Annotated in this window: 10 protein-coding genes and 1 pseudogene; 7 read left to right on the top strand and 4 right to left on the bottom strand. The window is 71.8% G+C overall.

All coding sequences use genetic code 11. The features are described 5' to 3' along the window. Positions 1 to 57 precede the first annotated feature (57 nt). From ABTX62_RS24375 to uppS, 5 genes are all read left to right on the top strand, one after another. A complete protein-coding gene (locus ABTX62_RS24375; protein WP_352118181.1) occupies positions 58 to 837 on the top strand; it encodes a cytochrome c oxidase assembly protein in 780 nt (259 codons plus the stop codon). Further along, on the top strand, positions 834 to 983 hold the full coding sequence (locus ABTX62_RS24370; RefSeq protein WP_352118180.1) for a hypothetical protein: 150 nt from the start codon (positions 834 to 836) through the stop codon (positions 981 to 983). The genes ABTX62_RS24375 and ABTX62_RS24370 overlap by 4 nt, the downstream gene beginning before the upstream one ends. A 63-nt stretch (positions 984 to 1,046) precedes the next feature. Then, positions 1,047 to 1,289, top strand: a complete 243-nt coding sequence (locus tag ABTX62_RS24365) for a DUF6411 family protein (RefSeq protein WP_352118179.1) — start codon at positions 1,047 to 1,049, stop codon at positions 1,287 to 1,289. A 69-nt stretch (positions 1,290 to 1,358) separates the two neighbouring features. Then, positions 1,359 to 2,324, top strand: a complete 966-nt coding sequence (locus ABTX62_RS24360; protein ID WP_352118178.1) for a YihY/virulence factor BrkB family protein — start codon at positions 1,359 to 1,361, stop codon at positions 2,322 to 2,324. 88 nt (positions 2,325 to 2,412) lie between these two features. Beyond that, positions 2,413 to 4,305 (top strand): polyprenyl diphosphate synthase, encoded by a 1,893-nt coding sequence (gene uppS, locus ABTX62_RS24355; protein ID WP_352118177.1) that lies wholly within the window; start codon positions 2,413 to 2,415, stop codon positions 4,303 to 4,305. Positions 4,306 to 4,468: 163 nt separating this feature from the next. On the opposite strand, the gene ABTX62_RS24350 is transcribed toward uppS, so the two are convergent. Further along, positions 4,469 to 5,932, bottom strand: a complete 1,464-nt coding sequence (locus ABTX62_RS24350) for an aldehyde dehydrogenase family protein (protein ID WP_352118176.1) — start codon at positions 5,930 to 5,932, stop codon at positions 4,469 to 4,471. A 132-nt stretch (positions 5,933 to 6,064) separates the two neighbouring features. On the opposite strand from ABTX62_RS24350, the gene ABTX62_RS24345 reads away from it, so the two are divergent. Beyond that, positions 6,065 to 8,530, top strand: coding sequence for a SpoIIE family protein phosphatase (locus ABTX62_RS24345; protein ID WP_352118175.1), 2,466 nt, complete (start codon positions 6,065 to 6,067; stop codon positions 8,528 to 8,530). Between the two features lie 214 nt (positions 8,531 to 8,744). Further along, the gene (locus ABTX62_RS24340; RefSeq protein WP_352118174.1) at positions 8,745 to 9,827 is read left to right on the top strand and encodes an AraC family transcriptional regulator; all 1,083 of its coding nucleotides are present in this window, start codon (positions 8,745 to 8,747) and stop codon (positions 9,825 to 9,827) included. 12 nt (positions 9,828 to 9,839) lie between these two features. Here the strand turns inward: ABTX62_RS24340 and ABTX62_RS24335 are convergent. From ABTX62_RS24335 to ABTX62_RS24325, 3 genes and pseudogenes are all read right to left on the bottom strand, one after another. Further along, a pseudogene (locus tag ABTX62_RS24335) lies at positions 9,840 to 11,251 on the bottom strand (aldehyde dehydrogenase family protein). Then, on the bottom strand, positions 11,248 to 12,126 hold the full coding sequence (locus tag ABTX62_RS24330) for an SDR family NAD(P)-dependent oxidoreductase (RefSeq protein ID WP_352118173.1): 879 nt from the start codon (positions 12,124 to 12,126) through the stop codon (positions 11,248 to 11,250). The pseudogene ABTX62_RS24335 and the gene ABTX62_RS24330 overlap by 4 nt, the downstream one beginning before the upstream one ends. After that, on the bottom strand, positions 12,123 to 13,475 hold the full coding sequence (locus ABTX62_RS24325) for a flavin-containing monooxygenase (RefSeq protein ID WP_352118172.1): 1,353 nt from the start codon (positions 13,473 to 13,475) through the stop codon (positions 12,123 to 12,125). The genes ABTX62_RS24330 and ABTX62_RS24325 overlap by 4 nt, the downstream gene beginning before the upstream one ends. Between the last annotated feature and the right edge of the window lie 115 nt (positions 13,476 to 13,590).

Raw genomic sequence — 13,590 nt, 5'->3', positions numbered from 1 at the left:
CCTGCCCCCATCAGCCGGCCCTCTCCCCGGACGCCGCGGCCGGCGGAGGGGGGTGCGGTGACGCCCCCGGCTCCCCTGCCGGTGCTCGTCCTGGTGGGCTGTCTGCTCTACACGGCCTGCGCCGCCCGGCTGCGGCGCCGCGGGGATCGCTGGCCGGTGCGCCGCGACGCCGGGTTCTGGCTGGGCGGGGGGCTGCTCGTGGCCGCGTTCGCCGTGCCGTGGGGGGCGTGGCTGCCGCCGTTCACCGCGCACACGGCCGCCCATCTGACGGCCGGCATGATGGCCCCGCTGCCGGTCGTCCTGTCCCGGCCCGTCACGCTGGCCCTGCGCACCCTCCCGCCGCCCGGCCGCCGCGCCCTGGTCTCGCTGACCCGCTCGCGCCTCGTCACGGCGCTCGTCTTCCCACCCGTCGCCGCGGTCCTGGACATCGGCGGCCTGTGGCTCCTCTACCGGGCCCCGCTCCCGCCCTCCGTCCACCACGACCCGCTGGTGTACCTCCACCTCTTCGCCGCGGGCACCCTCTTCACCTTCGCGCTCCTCGCCGTGGACCCGATCCGTCACCGGCCCGGCTGGGCCGTGCGGGGCGGGACCCTGCTGGCCGCCTCCGCGGCCCACGCGATCCTCGCCAAGAGCCTGTGGGCCACGGGCCCGTCCGGCACCGCCCACACCCCCGCCGACCTGCACGCCGCCTCGCAGCTCATGTACTACGGCGGTGACGCGGTGGAACTCGTCCTGGCCGTGCTGCTGGCCGGCCAGTGGTACCGCGCGCGGGGCCGGTGCTCCCGACCCCACCGGGGTACCCGGCAGCCGGCGACCGCACAAGGAGGAACACGATGAGCGACCACACACCGTCCCAGGCCGAGGGCGACCGCGACGACGAGCGGGACACGACCCCGCGTCCCACCCCGTCCCAGGCGGAGGGCGACCGCGAAGAGGCCGGCGCCGAGGGCGAAGACGACGGAACGGACGGAACCGGCGCCTAGCAGGCCACATGGAGGTGACGCGACGGGGCACCCGTATCTCCCCACCACTCAAGGGAGTTGCCCGTGATCATTGCCGCCGTCCTCGCCGGATGCGTGCTCCTGGCCGTCCTGGCCTTCCTCGTCCCCCGTCTCTCGCGCCACCCCGAACGCGGCACCCAGCGTTCTCTCGGCGCGGGCGCCCGCGCCGGCGGCAAGGCTCCCGGTGCGCTGGGCAGGCTGTTCAGCAAGCCCTTCCACTCGAGTTCCCGCGCCGTGAGCCGCAGCGGCTCGGCCGGGCGCCGCACGCGCGGTCGCCTGCCCTTCTGACCCACCACGCGGCCGGATCTCCCGGCATGCTGGTCCCGGACACAGGGCAGGCAGAAGGAGACCTTCTCGATGGGCACCGCTGTGCACGTCCCGCAGACCCGGGACATGATCGGGGAGGAACTCTCCGGAGACGAGGCGTTCACCGCGCTGCGGCGCTACGGCGGCCGCCGACTGCTCATCGACGCGTTCACCCGGTTCCGTTACGCGGACGGATTCAGCAACTCGCGCTCCCTCGCCTTCCAGGTGGTCCTCGGCATGGTGCCGTTCACCATCGCCCTGGTCGGCGTGGCCACCACCGTGCACACGGAGAGTGTGGGGCGGATCATCGAACTCACGCTCGGCCAGATCGTCCCGGGCGCCAGCGCGAAGCTGATCGAGGACGCTTTCGGCAGTACGGAACGCAGTGCTGGTTCCGGTGTCTGGGGCGCGGTCGCCATGTGGCTGGGCCTGGGCTTCGCCGTCCTCAACCTGGCCTCGGCGATGGCCCAGGTCGAGCGCGGCGCCAACCGCATCTACGGCATCGAGCGGGACCGTCCCTTCCTGTTCAAGTACGGCCGGTCCCTGCTGCTCGCCCTCGCCGCGGGGATGCCGATGGTCCTGGGCTTCCTGGTGCTCGTGGCCGGTGACGCCGTCGGCGGCGCGGTGGTGCAGGCCCTCGGCTGGTCCCGCACCTGGCTCGACTGGTGGCGCGCTCTCGACGTGCCGCTGGGCGTGGTGCTCGCCTGGGTCGCCTCGGCGGTGATCTTCCGCTGGTCGCCACGCCGGGACCAACCGGGCTACACCTGGCTGGCGTTCGGCTCGGCGGTCCATCTGGTGCTGTGGATCACGGCCACCTGGCTGCTGGCGCTCTACGTCGCCGAGAGCGGGTCCTTCGGTGCCGTGTACGGGCCGCTGACGGCCTTCGTCGCCCTGCTGCTGTGGGCCAACCTGACGGGTGTGGCCCTGTTCCTCGGCATCGCGTTCGCCGCTCAGCTGGAGGCGGCCCGGGCCGGCATCACCGAGGCGGTGCGGCCGGACCCGGGGCCGGGGCCGTGACGCACCCGGCCCGGTGTCCGGGGTGGATCGCTGACGCGCGCCCGGCCCCTGTGATCACCGCGCGCAACCAGGACGTATCGTCCTCAGTGTGAGCGATGTGCCTCCCGCGACCACCACACCGGCCGACCGACAGGTGACCCCGGAAACCGCCGGACGGCCGGTGACCGGCGCCGATCCGGCCCTGCGGGCGGCCTACCGGCTGTGCCGGCGCCGGACGAAGGACCAGGACCCTGCGGAGTACGCGCTGATCCAGCTGGTGCCGCCGGCCCTGCGCCCGGCGCTCCACGCCCTGTGGGCGGCCGCCAACGCGCTCGACGACCTCGGCGACGACCGCACCGCGCCCGCCGCCGAGCGGGCCGCCCGGGTCGAGTCCTGGATCACCGCCCTGCACCGCGAACTGCCCACCGGCTCCAGCCCTGACCCGATCCGCCACGCTCTGGTGGACACCGCCTGCCGCTGGCGTCTGGACCTGTCGGAGCTGCGGGACGCCATGGCCCAGGTCCGGGACGACACCCGCGGCAGGCACTTCGCCGACTGGGCGCAGTGGCGCGCCTGGGGCCGGGACAACCTCCTGCCGTGGTTCGGGCTGGTCCGCACCGTCTTCGACCGGGCCGGTGTCCCCGTGGCGCTGCGTCTGGACACCCGGGAGGCCTACGAGGAGTTCCTCGACGGCGTCCGGCTCACCGACATCCTCACCGACCTGTCCGCCGACCTCGCCCAGGGCGACCTGCTGCTGCCCGCCGAGGTCCTCGACCGCCACCCCGGGTCCGCGGCCGACCTGACGCGGCGCCGCTGGAGCCCCGCCGTCGCCGCCCTGGTCACGCAGCTGACCGGCCTGGCCCGTCAGTGGGTGACCCACGAGGCCCTCACCCGCGGCATGCACCCCGGCTCCGCGACGGTCCTGGACACCATGGCCGCCCTGCTGCGCGCCCAGCTCGACGCCGTCGACGCCGCAGGCCCGGCCCTCCTGCGCTCCCCGCCCCGGCCCGCGCTGCGGGTCCGGGCCCGCATCCTCGCCCCCGCCCGGACCCGCGCGGCCCTGGCCTGGAGTCTGACCCCGCTGACGGTTCCGCCACGGCACCGCCCCGGCCCGCACCGGTCACCGGCACCCGCCCGGCCGGCGTCCACCGGCCGCTTCCGGCAGCCGCCGCCCCATCCCGGTGGTGAGCAGCCGCCCCGGATCCCGCCCGGCCTGCTGCCCGCCCATGTCGCCGTGATCATGGACGGCAACGGCCGCTGGGCCCAGCAGCGCGGCCTGCCCCGGCACGAGGGCCACCGCGCCGGTGCCGTCACCGTCCGCGAGGTGGTGCACGGGGCGCTGGAGATCGGCCTGCGCCATCTGACGCTCTATACGTTCTCCACCGAGAACTGGCGTCGCGACCCTGAGGAGGTCGACGCGATCCTCGACCTGCTGCGCGGCGAACTGACGGAGAACCCCTTCGGGGAACTCGACGTCCGGCTGCGCTGGCACGGCCGCGCCGGGCGTCTGCCTCCGGACCTGGTCGATCTCCTGCATCTGCGGGAGCGCACCACCCGCGCCCGGACCGGCCTGACGCTGACGATGTGCATCGACTACGGCGGCCGGGACGAGCTCACCCGCACGGCCGCCGCCCTGGCTCACCGGGCCCGCGCCGGCCATCTGGAGCCCGATCTGATCGCCGAGGACGACTTCGCACGCCATCTGCCCCTCGGGGACATGCCGGACGTGGACCTGCTCTGGCGCACCGGCGGCGAACAGCGCGTCTCGAACTTCCTGCCCTGGCACACGGCCTACGCCGAGCTCCATTTCACTCCGGGACTGTGGCCCGACGCCGACCGCCGCGACCTGTGGCAGGCGATCACCGCCTACACCCACCGCCAACGCCACCACGGCGCGACACCGGCCGCGACGGTGCCGGCCACCGGCACTCCGGCCGCCTCTGCCGACGGGCCGTCAGCAGCCCGCCGTTCGGCGGCTCCTGCCGCGGGGCCTGGCGAGTGAACCGGGTGCCCGCCGTGGAGCGGCGGAGGTGACGGTCCATGACGCGCAAGCAGCGAGGCCCCCGAGCTGTTGATCGCCCCGAACGCGTCCCGACACCGCCTCGGGCAGCCGGAGACACCCGGGCTGCTGGTACTCGTCGGTCGCGCCAGTCGTCACCGCGCGATTACGCGGAATCCAGGACCGTCATCCAGCGCCACTGGGTGAACTGCTCCAGGTTGGCGGTGCCGCCGATGCGGGAGCCGTTGCCCGATGCTCCCATCCCGCCGAACGGGGCGTTCGCGGCGTCCTTGGCGGAGACGTCGTTGAGGTGCACCATGCCGGTGCGCAACTGCTCGGCGATGGCCGCGGCCCGCGACACCGAACGGGAGTGCACAGCCGCCGTCAGACCGTATTCCGTGTCGTTGGCGATCTCGATGGCCTCCTCGTCGGTGCGGAACGTCACGACAGGGGCGACAGGCCCGAAGATCTCCTCGGTGAAGGCGGGCATGGTCCGCTCGACGTGGTCCAGAACGGTGGGCGGGTAGAACAGCCCGTGGCGGCGTCCGCCGGTCAGCACCCGCGCCCCGGCAGCCACGCTCTCGTCCACGATGCGTTCGACCCTCACAGCCTGGCGCTCGCTGATCACGGGGCCGAGGGCCACGCCCTTCTCGCGGGGGTCGCCGACCCGCAGCGCCTTGGTCGCCCTGATCAGCGCCTCGGTGTACGGCTCCACGAGGTCGGCGTACACCAGGTGACGTCCGGCGGCGACGCAGGCCTGTCCCTGATAACCGAAGGAACTCATCGCCCCGGCTGCCGCGGCGGAGTCGATGTCCGCGTCGTCGAGCACGACGATCGAGTTCTTGCCACCCAGTTCCAGGGCCACCCGCTTGAGCCCGTCGCCCGCGGCGCGAGCGACCGCCCGCCCCGCCTCGGTGGAGCCGGTGAACGCGACCATGGCGACGTGGGGATCGGCCACGACCGCCTCACCGGTGCCGGGGCCTCCGGGCAGGACATGGAGCAGCCCCCCGGGCAGTCCGGCCTCCTCGAACAACCGCGCCACGACGACACCGCCGGACACCGGTGTGTGGGGATCGGGCTTGAGCAGAACGGCGTTACCCAGCACAAGCGCGGGCGCCAGGGCTCGCATGGCGAACAGCAGGGGGGCGTTCCAGGGGTTGATGACGCCGACCACCCCCAGCGGTACCCGCCATGCGTAACTGGTCTGGCCGGGTACCGACGGGCTGAGGATCTCGCCGCGGGGCAGCGACGCGAGTCCAGCGGCCTGCGCCAGCTGGCTGAGTCCGGCCGCGATCTCGTAGTCGCCCTTCGCCGGGACGCCTCCGGACTCCCTGACGATCCACTCACGAATCGCCCCGTGATTGTCGCGCAGTGCCCGAGCGGCGCGGAGCAGGACCTCGGCGCGCTCCTGCGGTGCCCTCTCGGCCCAGGCCCGCTGAGCTCGGGCGGCCATGGCCCCGGCCCGGGCGACATCCGCGGGCGCTGCCACGCCCACCTCCGCCAGCCGCTCTCCCGTGGCGGGTTCGTTCACCTGCTGGACCCCGCCCTCGGACTGCCGCCAACCGCCACTGTAGATCTTTCCGGTCCATTCGGCCGCGTCCGGCCACGTCTCCTCGCCGGTGACAGTCATGGCACGACCCTCCAGCCCCGACACATGGATACTTCCCTATATGCCCTTAACCAGGATATATGTCCTACTACCTTTCATCGGTTGCTCGTGGCCGGGCCGGGACGCACGGTGGAGAGACCGAAGTGAGGGCGGATGAACGCGACGACGGGCTCCAACACCGGCGACGGCCGGGCTGCGTGGCGGCCGGACGACCCCATCGACGAGTCGGCCACGGCCGGAGCCGGCGTGGACTCGAACGGCATCGTGACCGGATGGAGCGAGGGAGCACAGCAGCTGCTCGGATACCGGTCCACGGAAGTCATCGGCCGACCCGCGGCATCGTTGCTCGCAAAGCAGCCGCCCGCCGAGACGCTGCGTTCCCTGAAAGCGCTGCCGAGGTGGAACGGGCCGGTGACTCTCCTGCATCGGGACGGCCACCACCTCGCAGTAGATCTTCTGGCCCACCGCCTTGAGCCCGACGGTGAGGACGAAGGGGGCGGCGAATGGCTCCTGGTCTCCCCCCTGGACCGGTCGGCGTCGCCGCTCCACGACGACGCGCTGGTGATGTGGGCGTTCACCCGGTCCCCGTTCACGACGGCGCTCTACGACACCGGCCTGCGGCTGCGGCGGGCGAACGCGGACATGGAGCGTGTGATCGGTCTGCCCGAAGCGGCGATGCGGGGGCTGCGCGTGTCGGAGATCGTGGTCGACCCGGAGAGCGACCGGACGGAACAGTGCATGCGGCGGGCGCTGGAGACCGGCGAACAGCAGCATCTGCAGCAGTCCCTGCACCTGGCGGGCCACGAGAGCGAGACCGTCTGGACGACTTTGCTCACCCCCGTGCGGGACGGCGAGGGCGCGATACGGGGAGTGCTCCTTTCCGCACATGATGTGACCGAGGAACACCAGGCCAAAGGGCGCCTGGTCCTGCTCAACGAGGCCAGCATCCGCATCGGCAGCACCCTGGACCTCGCCCGGACCGCGCAGGAACTCGCCGATGTGGCCACCCCGCAACTCGCGGACTTCGTCACCGTCGACCTGCTTCCCGCCATCGAAGGCGGCGACGACCCGCCCGCCGGCTCGCCGCCCAGCCCCGTCATGCTGCGCCGTGTCGCCTACCAGTCCGTGCTGGAGGGCTGCCCCGAGGTCGTGGTGAAGCGCGGAACGGTGGCCGCGTACCCGGACGATTCGACTGCGGCCCGGTGCCTGACCACCGGCCAGCCGCTGATCGAGAACGTGACCGCTTCCGCGATGGACCGGGTGGCGAGCCAGACCCCGGACCGGGCCGAGCGGATGCGACGCTACGGCTTCCACTCCGTGCTGGCCGTGCCGATGCGGGCCCGCGGCATCACCCTCGGCGTGGCCACCTTCTCCCGCCACCGGCGCCCGGAACCGTTCGCGCAGGACGACCTGCTCCTGGGCGAGGAGATCACCGCCAGGGCCGCTGTCTGCATCGACAACGCCCGCCGCTACACCCGCGAGCGCCGCACCTCCCTCACTCTGCAAAGCAGTCTCCTGCCGAAGCGACTGCCCCCGCAGGCCGCCGTCGACGTCGCCTCCCGCTACCTCCCCGCCAGTACGCAGGCCGGCGTCGGCGGCGACTGGTTCGACGTGATCCCGTTGTCCGGCGCCCGGGTCGCGCTCGTCGTCGGCGACGTGGTCGGCCACGGCATCCAGGCGTCGGCCGCCATGGGACGACTACGCACCGCCGTGCGCACCCTTGCCGATGTCGACCTCCCGCCCGACGAACTGCTGACCCACCTGGACGACATGGTCATCCACCTGTCCGCCGAGGCCGAGAGCACAGCCGGCACCGCCGGCGACATCGGCGCGACCTGCCTGTACGCCGTCTACGACCCGGTCTCCCGGCGCTGCGCCATGGCTCGCGCGGGCCACCCCGTGCCCGCACTGGCGACCCCGGACGGCGCCGTGGTGTTCCCCGACGTCCCGGCAGGCCCTCCGCTGGGTCTGGGCGGCCTGCCCTTCGAAGTCACCGAGATCGAGTTGCCCGAAGGAACCATTCTCGCGCTGTACACCGACGGCCTCATCGAAGCCCGCGGCCGCGACATCGACGAAGGCCTCGACGCACTGCGCAGGGTCCTGGCCCGGCCGGCTCCGTCCTTGGAGAGCACCTGCGACACCGTGCTCCAGTCGCTTCTCCCGGACCAACCCGCCGATGACGTGGCGCTGCTGATGGCCCGCACCCGCGCCCTGGACGCGGCCCATGTCGCCACCTGGGACGTGCCGCCCGATCCCTCAGCGGTCGCCGAGACCCGTAAGAACGTCACCCGACAGCTGGCCGCATGGGGCCTGGACGAGGCCGCCTTCGTCACCGAACTGGTCGTCAGCGAACTCGTCACCAACGCCATCCGTTACGGCGGCGCTCCCATCCAGCTCCGACTCATCCGCGACCGCAACCTCATCTGCGAAGTCTCCGACGCCAGCAACACCAGCCCCCACCTGCGCCGCGCGCGCACCTTCGACGAAGGCGGCCGCGGCCTGCTCCTCGTCGCCCAGCTCACCCAGGGCTGGGGCACACGCCAGACGTACACCGGCAAGACGATCTGGGCCGAACAGACCCTCTCCCCGCATTCCTCACCGTCGACGAAGACGGACTGACCGGTACGGCAGCCCTGCTGCTCCGAGTCCATCGAGCCTGTCCTTGCGTCCCGACGCGTCCGCGAGTCGAACGGGTGCAGGTTGCGCAAACCGTAGCCAGGCGGGGAAGGCAAGGTCGGGGCGCCAGGGGCCGTAGAGGGGGCTTCGGGGGCCAAGAGCATGCGCCCGGTGATGCCGGCTGCCTACGGTGGTCACCGAGGAGAAGGTGAGTGCGATGTCCCTTACCCCCGGCCCGGCGGACCCTCCCGGGACCAGCCGCAGCACGTCGGCGACGATCCAGCCGAACATCCTGCGCTGCCTGGTCGCGGTCGCCGACGAGCGCGGCATCGATCTGCGGCCCGTGTTGAAGCAGGTCGGGCTGGACGAGACGATCATGCGTTCCGCCGCGCTGCGGGTGTCGTACCGGCAGGGCAGCGCGGTGATCCGCCGTGCGGTGGAGCTCACCGGGGACGCGCGCCTGGGGCTGAAGGTCGGTGCAGCGCAGCACCTGACCGCGTGGGGCCTGCTCGGCTTCGCCCTGATGGCCGACGACACGTTGCGGCACGCCATCGGGACGGGGGTGAGGTACCAGAACCTGTCCGGGGTGATGGTGGTGTGGTCGGCCGGTGCGGGTGAGGAGGACGACGCCTTCGTGCTGCGCGCCGATCTTCCCGATCCCGCCATGGACCCGGTCGTGGCTTCCTTCCTGATCGAGGAGGCGTTCGCCTCCGTGGTCGCCCTGTCCAGGCTGGCCGTCAGTCCGGACTTCGCGCCGAAGGTCGTGGAGTTCTCCTTTCCGCCACCCCGCCCATACGACCCCTTTGTTGCCCTGTTCGGCTGTCCGGTCCGGTTCGACGCCCCCGCCAACCGCCTGGCCATCCACCCCGCGTGGGCCCGCACCCGGATGCCCGGCCGGGATCCGGTGAGCTACGCGTCGACTCTGGAGATGCTCGACGCGCAGCTGGCTTCCCGCCGTGACCAGCAGGATCTGCTGGAGGTGCTGGAGATCTCCGTTGCGCAGAGCCTCCCCGTGGCGCCTTCGTTCGGTGAGCAGGCGCGGCGGCATGCGACAAGCGAGCGGACGCTGCGCCGTCGGCTGGCCGAGTGCGGCACGACGTACGAGGCACTCGTCGAGGGAGTGCGCCGGGAGCGTGTGGAGCAGTTGTTGCTCCGTCCGGAACTGACACTGCGCGACATCGCCCGCCGGGCGGGATTCTCCGACGAACGGGCGCTGCGCCGCGCGGTGCGCCGGTGGCACGGCACCTCACCCGTCCGTCTGCGGGAGCGGATGCTCCGGGACACGGGACAGACGCAATGACGTGATGACGCGTCAGCGGGTGTGGATCCAGACCGCCTTCTCCCGCGTCCACTGCTCGAAGGCGTTGGTGGACTTCTCCACGCCCCCGAATCCGGACTGCTTCCAGCCGCCGAAGGGGGTGGTGATGTCGCCCTCGCTGTAGGCGTTCACGGAGATCACACCGGCCTCGATGCCGCGTGCCAGCCGGAACGCGCTGTCGAGGTCGCGGGTCCATACGGACGCGGCGAGCCCGTACTCGGTGGCGTTGGCCATACGTACCGCCTCGTCCTCGGTGGTGAAGGTCTGGACGGTGACGACGGGACCGAACAGTTCCCTGGTGAGGACGTCACTGCCGTCGGGGGCCCGGGTGATCACGGTGGGCGGGTAGTAGGCGCCGCGCGGAGGCAGCCCGTGCGGCAGTCCCCCGGTGTGGATCTGGGCTCCGCCGGCCCGGGCGGCCTCCACGGCTCCCGCGACCCGGTCGAAGGCGGCGTGGTTGATGAGCGGCCCGATCTGCGTGCGCGGGTCGGCCGGATGGCCGATGACGAGCTCTCTCGCCGCGGCGGTGAACCGCTCCAGGACCTCCTCGGCGATACTGCGGTGAACCAGAACCCGGGAACCGGCCGTGCAGTTCTGCCCCATGGTCAGGAACGCGGCCTCGATCATGTTGTCGATCAGCTCGTCCCCGTAGGCGAGCGCATCGGGCATCAGTACCTGGGGACTCTTGCCGCCCATCTCCAGTGAGACGCGCTTGAAGTTGCTGTCCGCCGCGTCCTTGAGAATACGGCGGCCGGTCGCGGTGGAGCCGGTGAAGGACAGCGCCCCCACGAGGGGATCACGAGCGAGGGCCGCCCCGGCTTCGGAACCGTACCCGGGCAACACCGTGAGCACCCCGTCGGGCAGGCCGGCCTCGGTCGCGAGTTCGGCCAGGTGCAGGGCGGAGCGCGGGGTCGCCTCGGCGGGCTTGACGAGCAGGCAGTTGCCCGCGGCCAGGGCGGGTCCGACCTTCCATGCGGTCATGGCGAGCGGGTAGTTCCACGGCAGAATCGCCGCGACGACCCCGACCGGTTCGCGGCTCATGAGGCCGAGAGCGTCGGCCCGCTCGGCGCGAGGCGGCCGAAGACCTTGTCGGCAGCCTCGGCGAACCAGCGGATCGACTCGATCGCCCCCGGTACGTCGCCCGTACGGCACTCCGTGATCGGCTTGCCCGCGTCCTCGCTCTCCAGCCGGGCGAGGATCTCGGCGTCGCGTTCCATCAGGTCGGCCAGCCGCAGCAGCACCGCGCCACGCTCCCGGACCGGCAGCCGCGACCACACCCCGGCGTCGTGGACCTGCCGGGCCTGCTCGGCGGCCTTGGAGACGTCGTCGGCGCTGGCGGCGGACAGGAAGGTGATCGGCTCACCGGTGGCGGGGTTGACGACCTGCAGCATCTCGTTCGTGGTCATGCTTCCTCCACCAGCTCCCAGCGCCCGTCGGTCCGGCGGGCCAGTCCGCGTCGGCGGAGATCTTCGAGATAGCGGGCCATACCGCGGTCACCGCGCTTGCGGAACAGCGGGAAGACCTTGGGCAGCAGGTTCGGCATGAGCATCGCGAACCGCACCAGACGGGACTCGCCGGACCGGGGGTAGGCCTCCAGACGGGGCTTGTCCAGCAGGCTCACCACGGCCGCGACGACGTCGGCGGGCTGCTGTGGTGAGTCCTGGAACTGCATGGAGTTCCCGCCATCCACGGCTTCCTGGCGCAGCATCCGGGTGTCGGTCGCCGACGGCAGCACCGAGCCGGCCAGAATGCCCTTGCTCCTGAGGTCGAGCCCGATGGCGAGCATCGCGCCCCGCAGCCCGAACTTGGACGCCGTGTAGATCGGGGTCTCGCCCAGCGGGAAGATCCCGCCGAGGGAGACCGTCGTGACCACCCGGGCGTCCCGGGAGGCCCGCAAGAGGGGGATCGCGATCCGGGTGGTGACCAGCGGGGAGGTCAGGTTGAGGCCGATCTCCCGCTCGATGCTCTCGACGCTGCGGACATCGAAGCGTTCCGCGCTGGTCATGCCCACGTTGTTGACGAGCACGTCGAGGCGGCCGTAGACCTCGGCGACCAGCTCGAACACCCGCTCCACCTGGGCGCGGTCCATCAGGTCACAGCCGAGGCCGGTGTGCCCGGCACCGGGAAGATCCGCGGCGACGGTCTTGGCGCGGGTCTCGTCGATGTCGACGACGACGCACCGGGCGCCGCCGGAGGCGAAGCGGCGGCACAGCGCGCTGCCGATGCCGCCCGCGCCGCCGGTCACCAGCATGACCTTGTCGGTGCAGTCGAACCCGCTCATGCCGCGCTGCCTTCCTTGACAGCACGCAGGGACCGCACCGGCGGCGGCTGGCCCTCGGTACGCCAGCCCATGTCGCGCGCGACCTTGCCGAGGTACTTCACGAGCGCCCCGCTGTCGACGTAGCCGGTGTGGCGGGGCGAGTCGACGAACTTCAGCCCGCCGGACAGATCCGGGCGGTCGGCGCGGATCATCTGGGTGAACCGTTCAGCGTGCCGCAGCCGGTGCCGCGCGTCGTGGATATACCCGGCGATCAGCTGCGCCTGGGTGTCGAAGAGTCGGTACGCACCGGAGTTGGTCTCCACGAAGCCGATGCCGAACAGGCCCGGGTGCTCGCGTGAGAACGACGACAAGTACAGGTCGGGGTGCTGCTCGTCACCGAAGTACTGCTGCGCGACCGGCACTTTGTGGACGTAGCCCGTGGCCAGCAGGATGAGATCGAAGTCGTCGCTCGTGCCGTCGGTGAAGTGCACGGTTCCGCCCTCGGCACGGGCGATCCCGGGCCTGGCGGTGATGTCGCCGTGCTGGAGATGGTGGATCAGCATCGAGTTGATGGCCGGGTGGGTCTCGAACAGCTTGTGGTCCGGCTTCGGCAGCCCCAGCCGCGTCGGGTCGCCGTTGATGATGCGCAGCACGGCACCGAAGATCCGCTGCGCCAGCCACATCGGCAGATGCGGCCCGCTGCTGGCGATGGTGTCCACCGGCCGGCCGAAGAGGTGCTTGGGGATGAACCAGTAGCCGCGCCGCATGCTGATCACCGCGTGGTCGGCGGTCCGGGCGGCGTCGCAGGCGATGTCGCAGCCGGAGTTCCCCGCGCCCACGACCAGGACGCGCTTGCCGCGCAGCTCCTCCGCGCTGCGGTAGCCGACGGTGTGCCGGACCTCACCGCTGAACTCCCCGGGAAGTTCGGGAATGTTGGGGTGCCACTGCGAGCCCGTACACACGACGACCTGCCCGTGCACGCTTTCGCGGCCGTCGGCCCGGGTGACCGTCCAGGTGCCGTCCGCGTTCTTCTCGATGCCTTCGACCTCGACGCCGAACTCGATCCGGTCCGTCAGCCCGTAGGCGTCGGCGAAGAGCCGCAGGTACAACAGGATCTGCCGGTGCGGCGGGTAGTCGGCGAAGTGGTCGGGCATCGGAAAGCCGCCGAATCCCGACAGGGTCCTGCTGGAAATGAAGTGGGCCGATTCGTACATCGGGCTGCCGGGATTGTCGATGTCCCAGATACCGCCGGGCCCGGTGTGCCGCTCAAGATGCGTGTACGGCAGATTCCGCTCCGCCAGTGCCCTGGCGACCGCCAGCCCGGCAGGTCCCGCCCCGATCACACACGTATCAAACTGGCTTTCCTTCACGGGCCTGCCTCCTCGTTCGTCCCGCTTCACGGGTGGTCAAGGAAACGTATTCACCCGCCGTTCAGCGGCAACTGACCCGCGCGGCCACGGACCGGACCGCAGCGGCCGCGCCGAC

Origin of the sequence: Streptomyces sp. NPDC096046, from assembly GCF_040303285.1 — a bacterium.
GTDB lineage: Bacteria > Actinomycetota > Actinomycetes > Streptomycetales > Streptomycetaceae > Streptomyces.
This window is presented reverse-complemented; position numbering and strand designations above follow the sequence as displayed.

Bases quoted from the DNA above. Each gene is read 5' to 3' on its own strand.
- ABTX62_RS24370 (WP_352118180.1), top strand. From the start codon at position 834: ATGAGCGACCACACACCGTCCCAGGCCGAGGGCGACCGCGACGACGAG.
- ABTX62_RS24360 (WP_352118178.1), top strand. From the start codon at position 1,359: ATGGGCACCGCTGTGCACGTCCCGCAGACCCGGGACATGATCGGGGAG.
- ABTX62_RS24350 (WP_352118176.1), bottom strand. From the start codon at position 5,932: ATGACTGTCACCGGCGAGGAGACGTGGCCGGACGCGGCCGAATGGACC.
- ABTX62_RS24345 (WP_352118175.1), top strand. From the start codon at position 6,065: ATGAACGCGACGACGGGCTCCAACACCGGCGACGGCCGGGCTGCGTGG.
- ABTX62_RS24340 (WP_352118174.1), top strand. From the start codon at position 8,745: ATGTCCCTTACCCCCGGCCCGGCGGACCCTCCCGGGACCAGCCGCAGC.
- ABTX62_RS24330 (WP_352118173.1), bottom strand. From the start codon at position 12,126: ATGAGCGGGTTCGACTGCACCGACAAGGTCATGCTGGTGACCGGCGGC.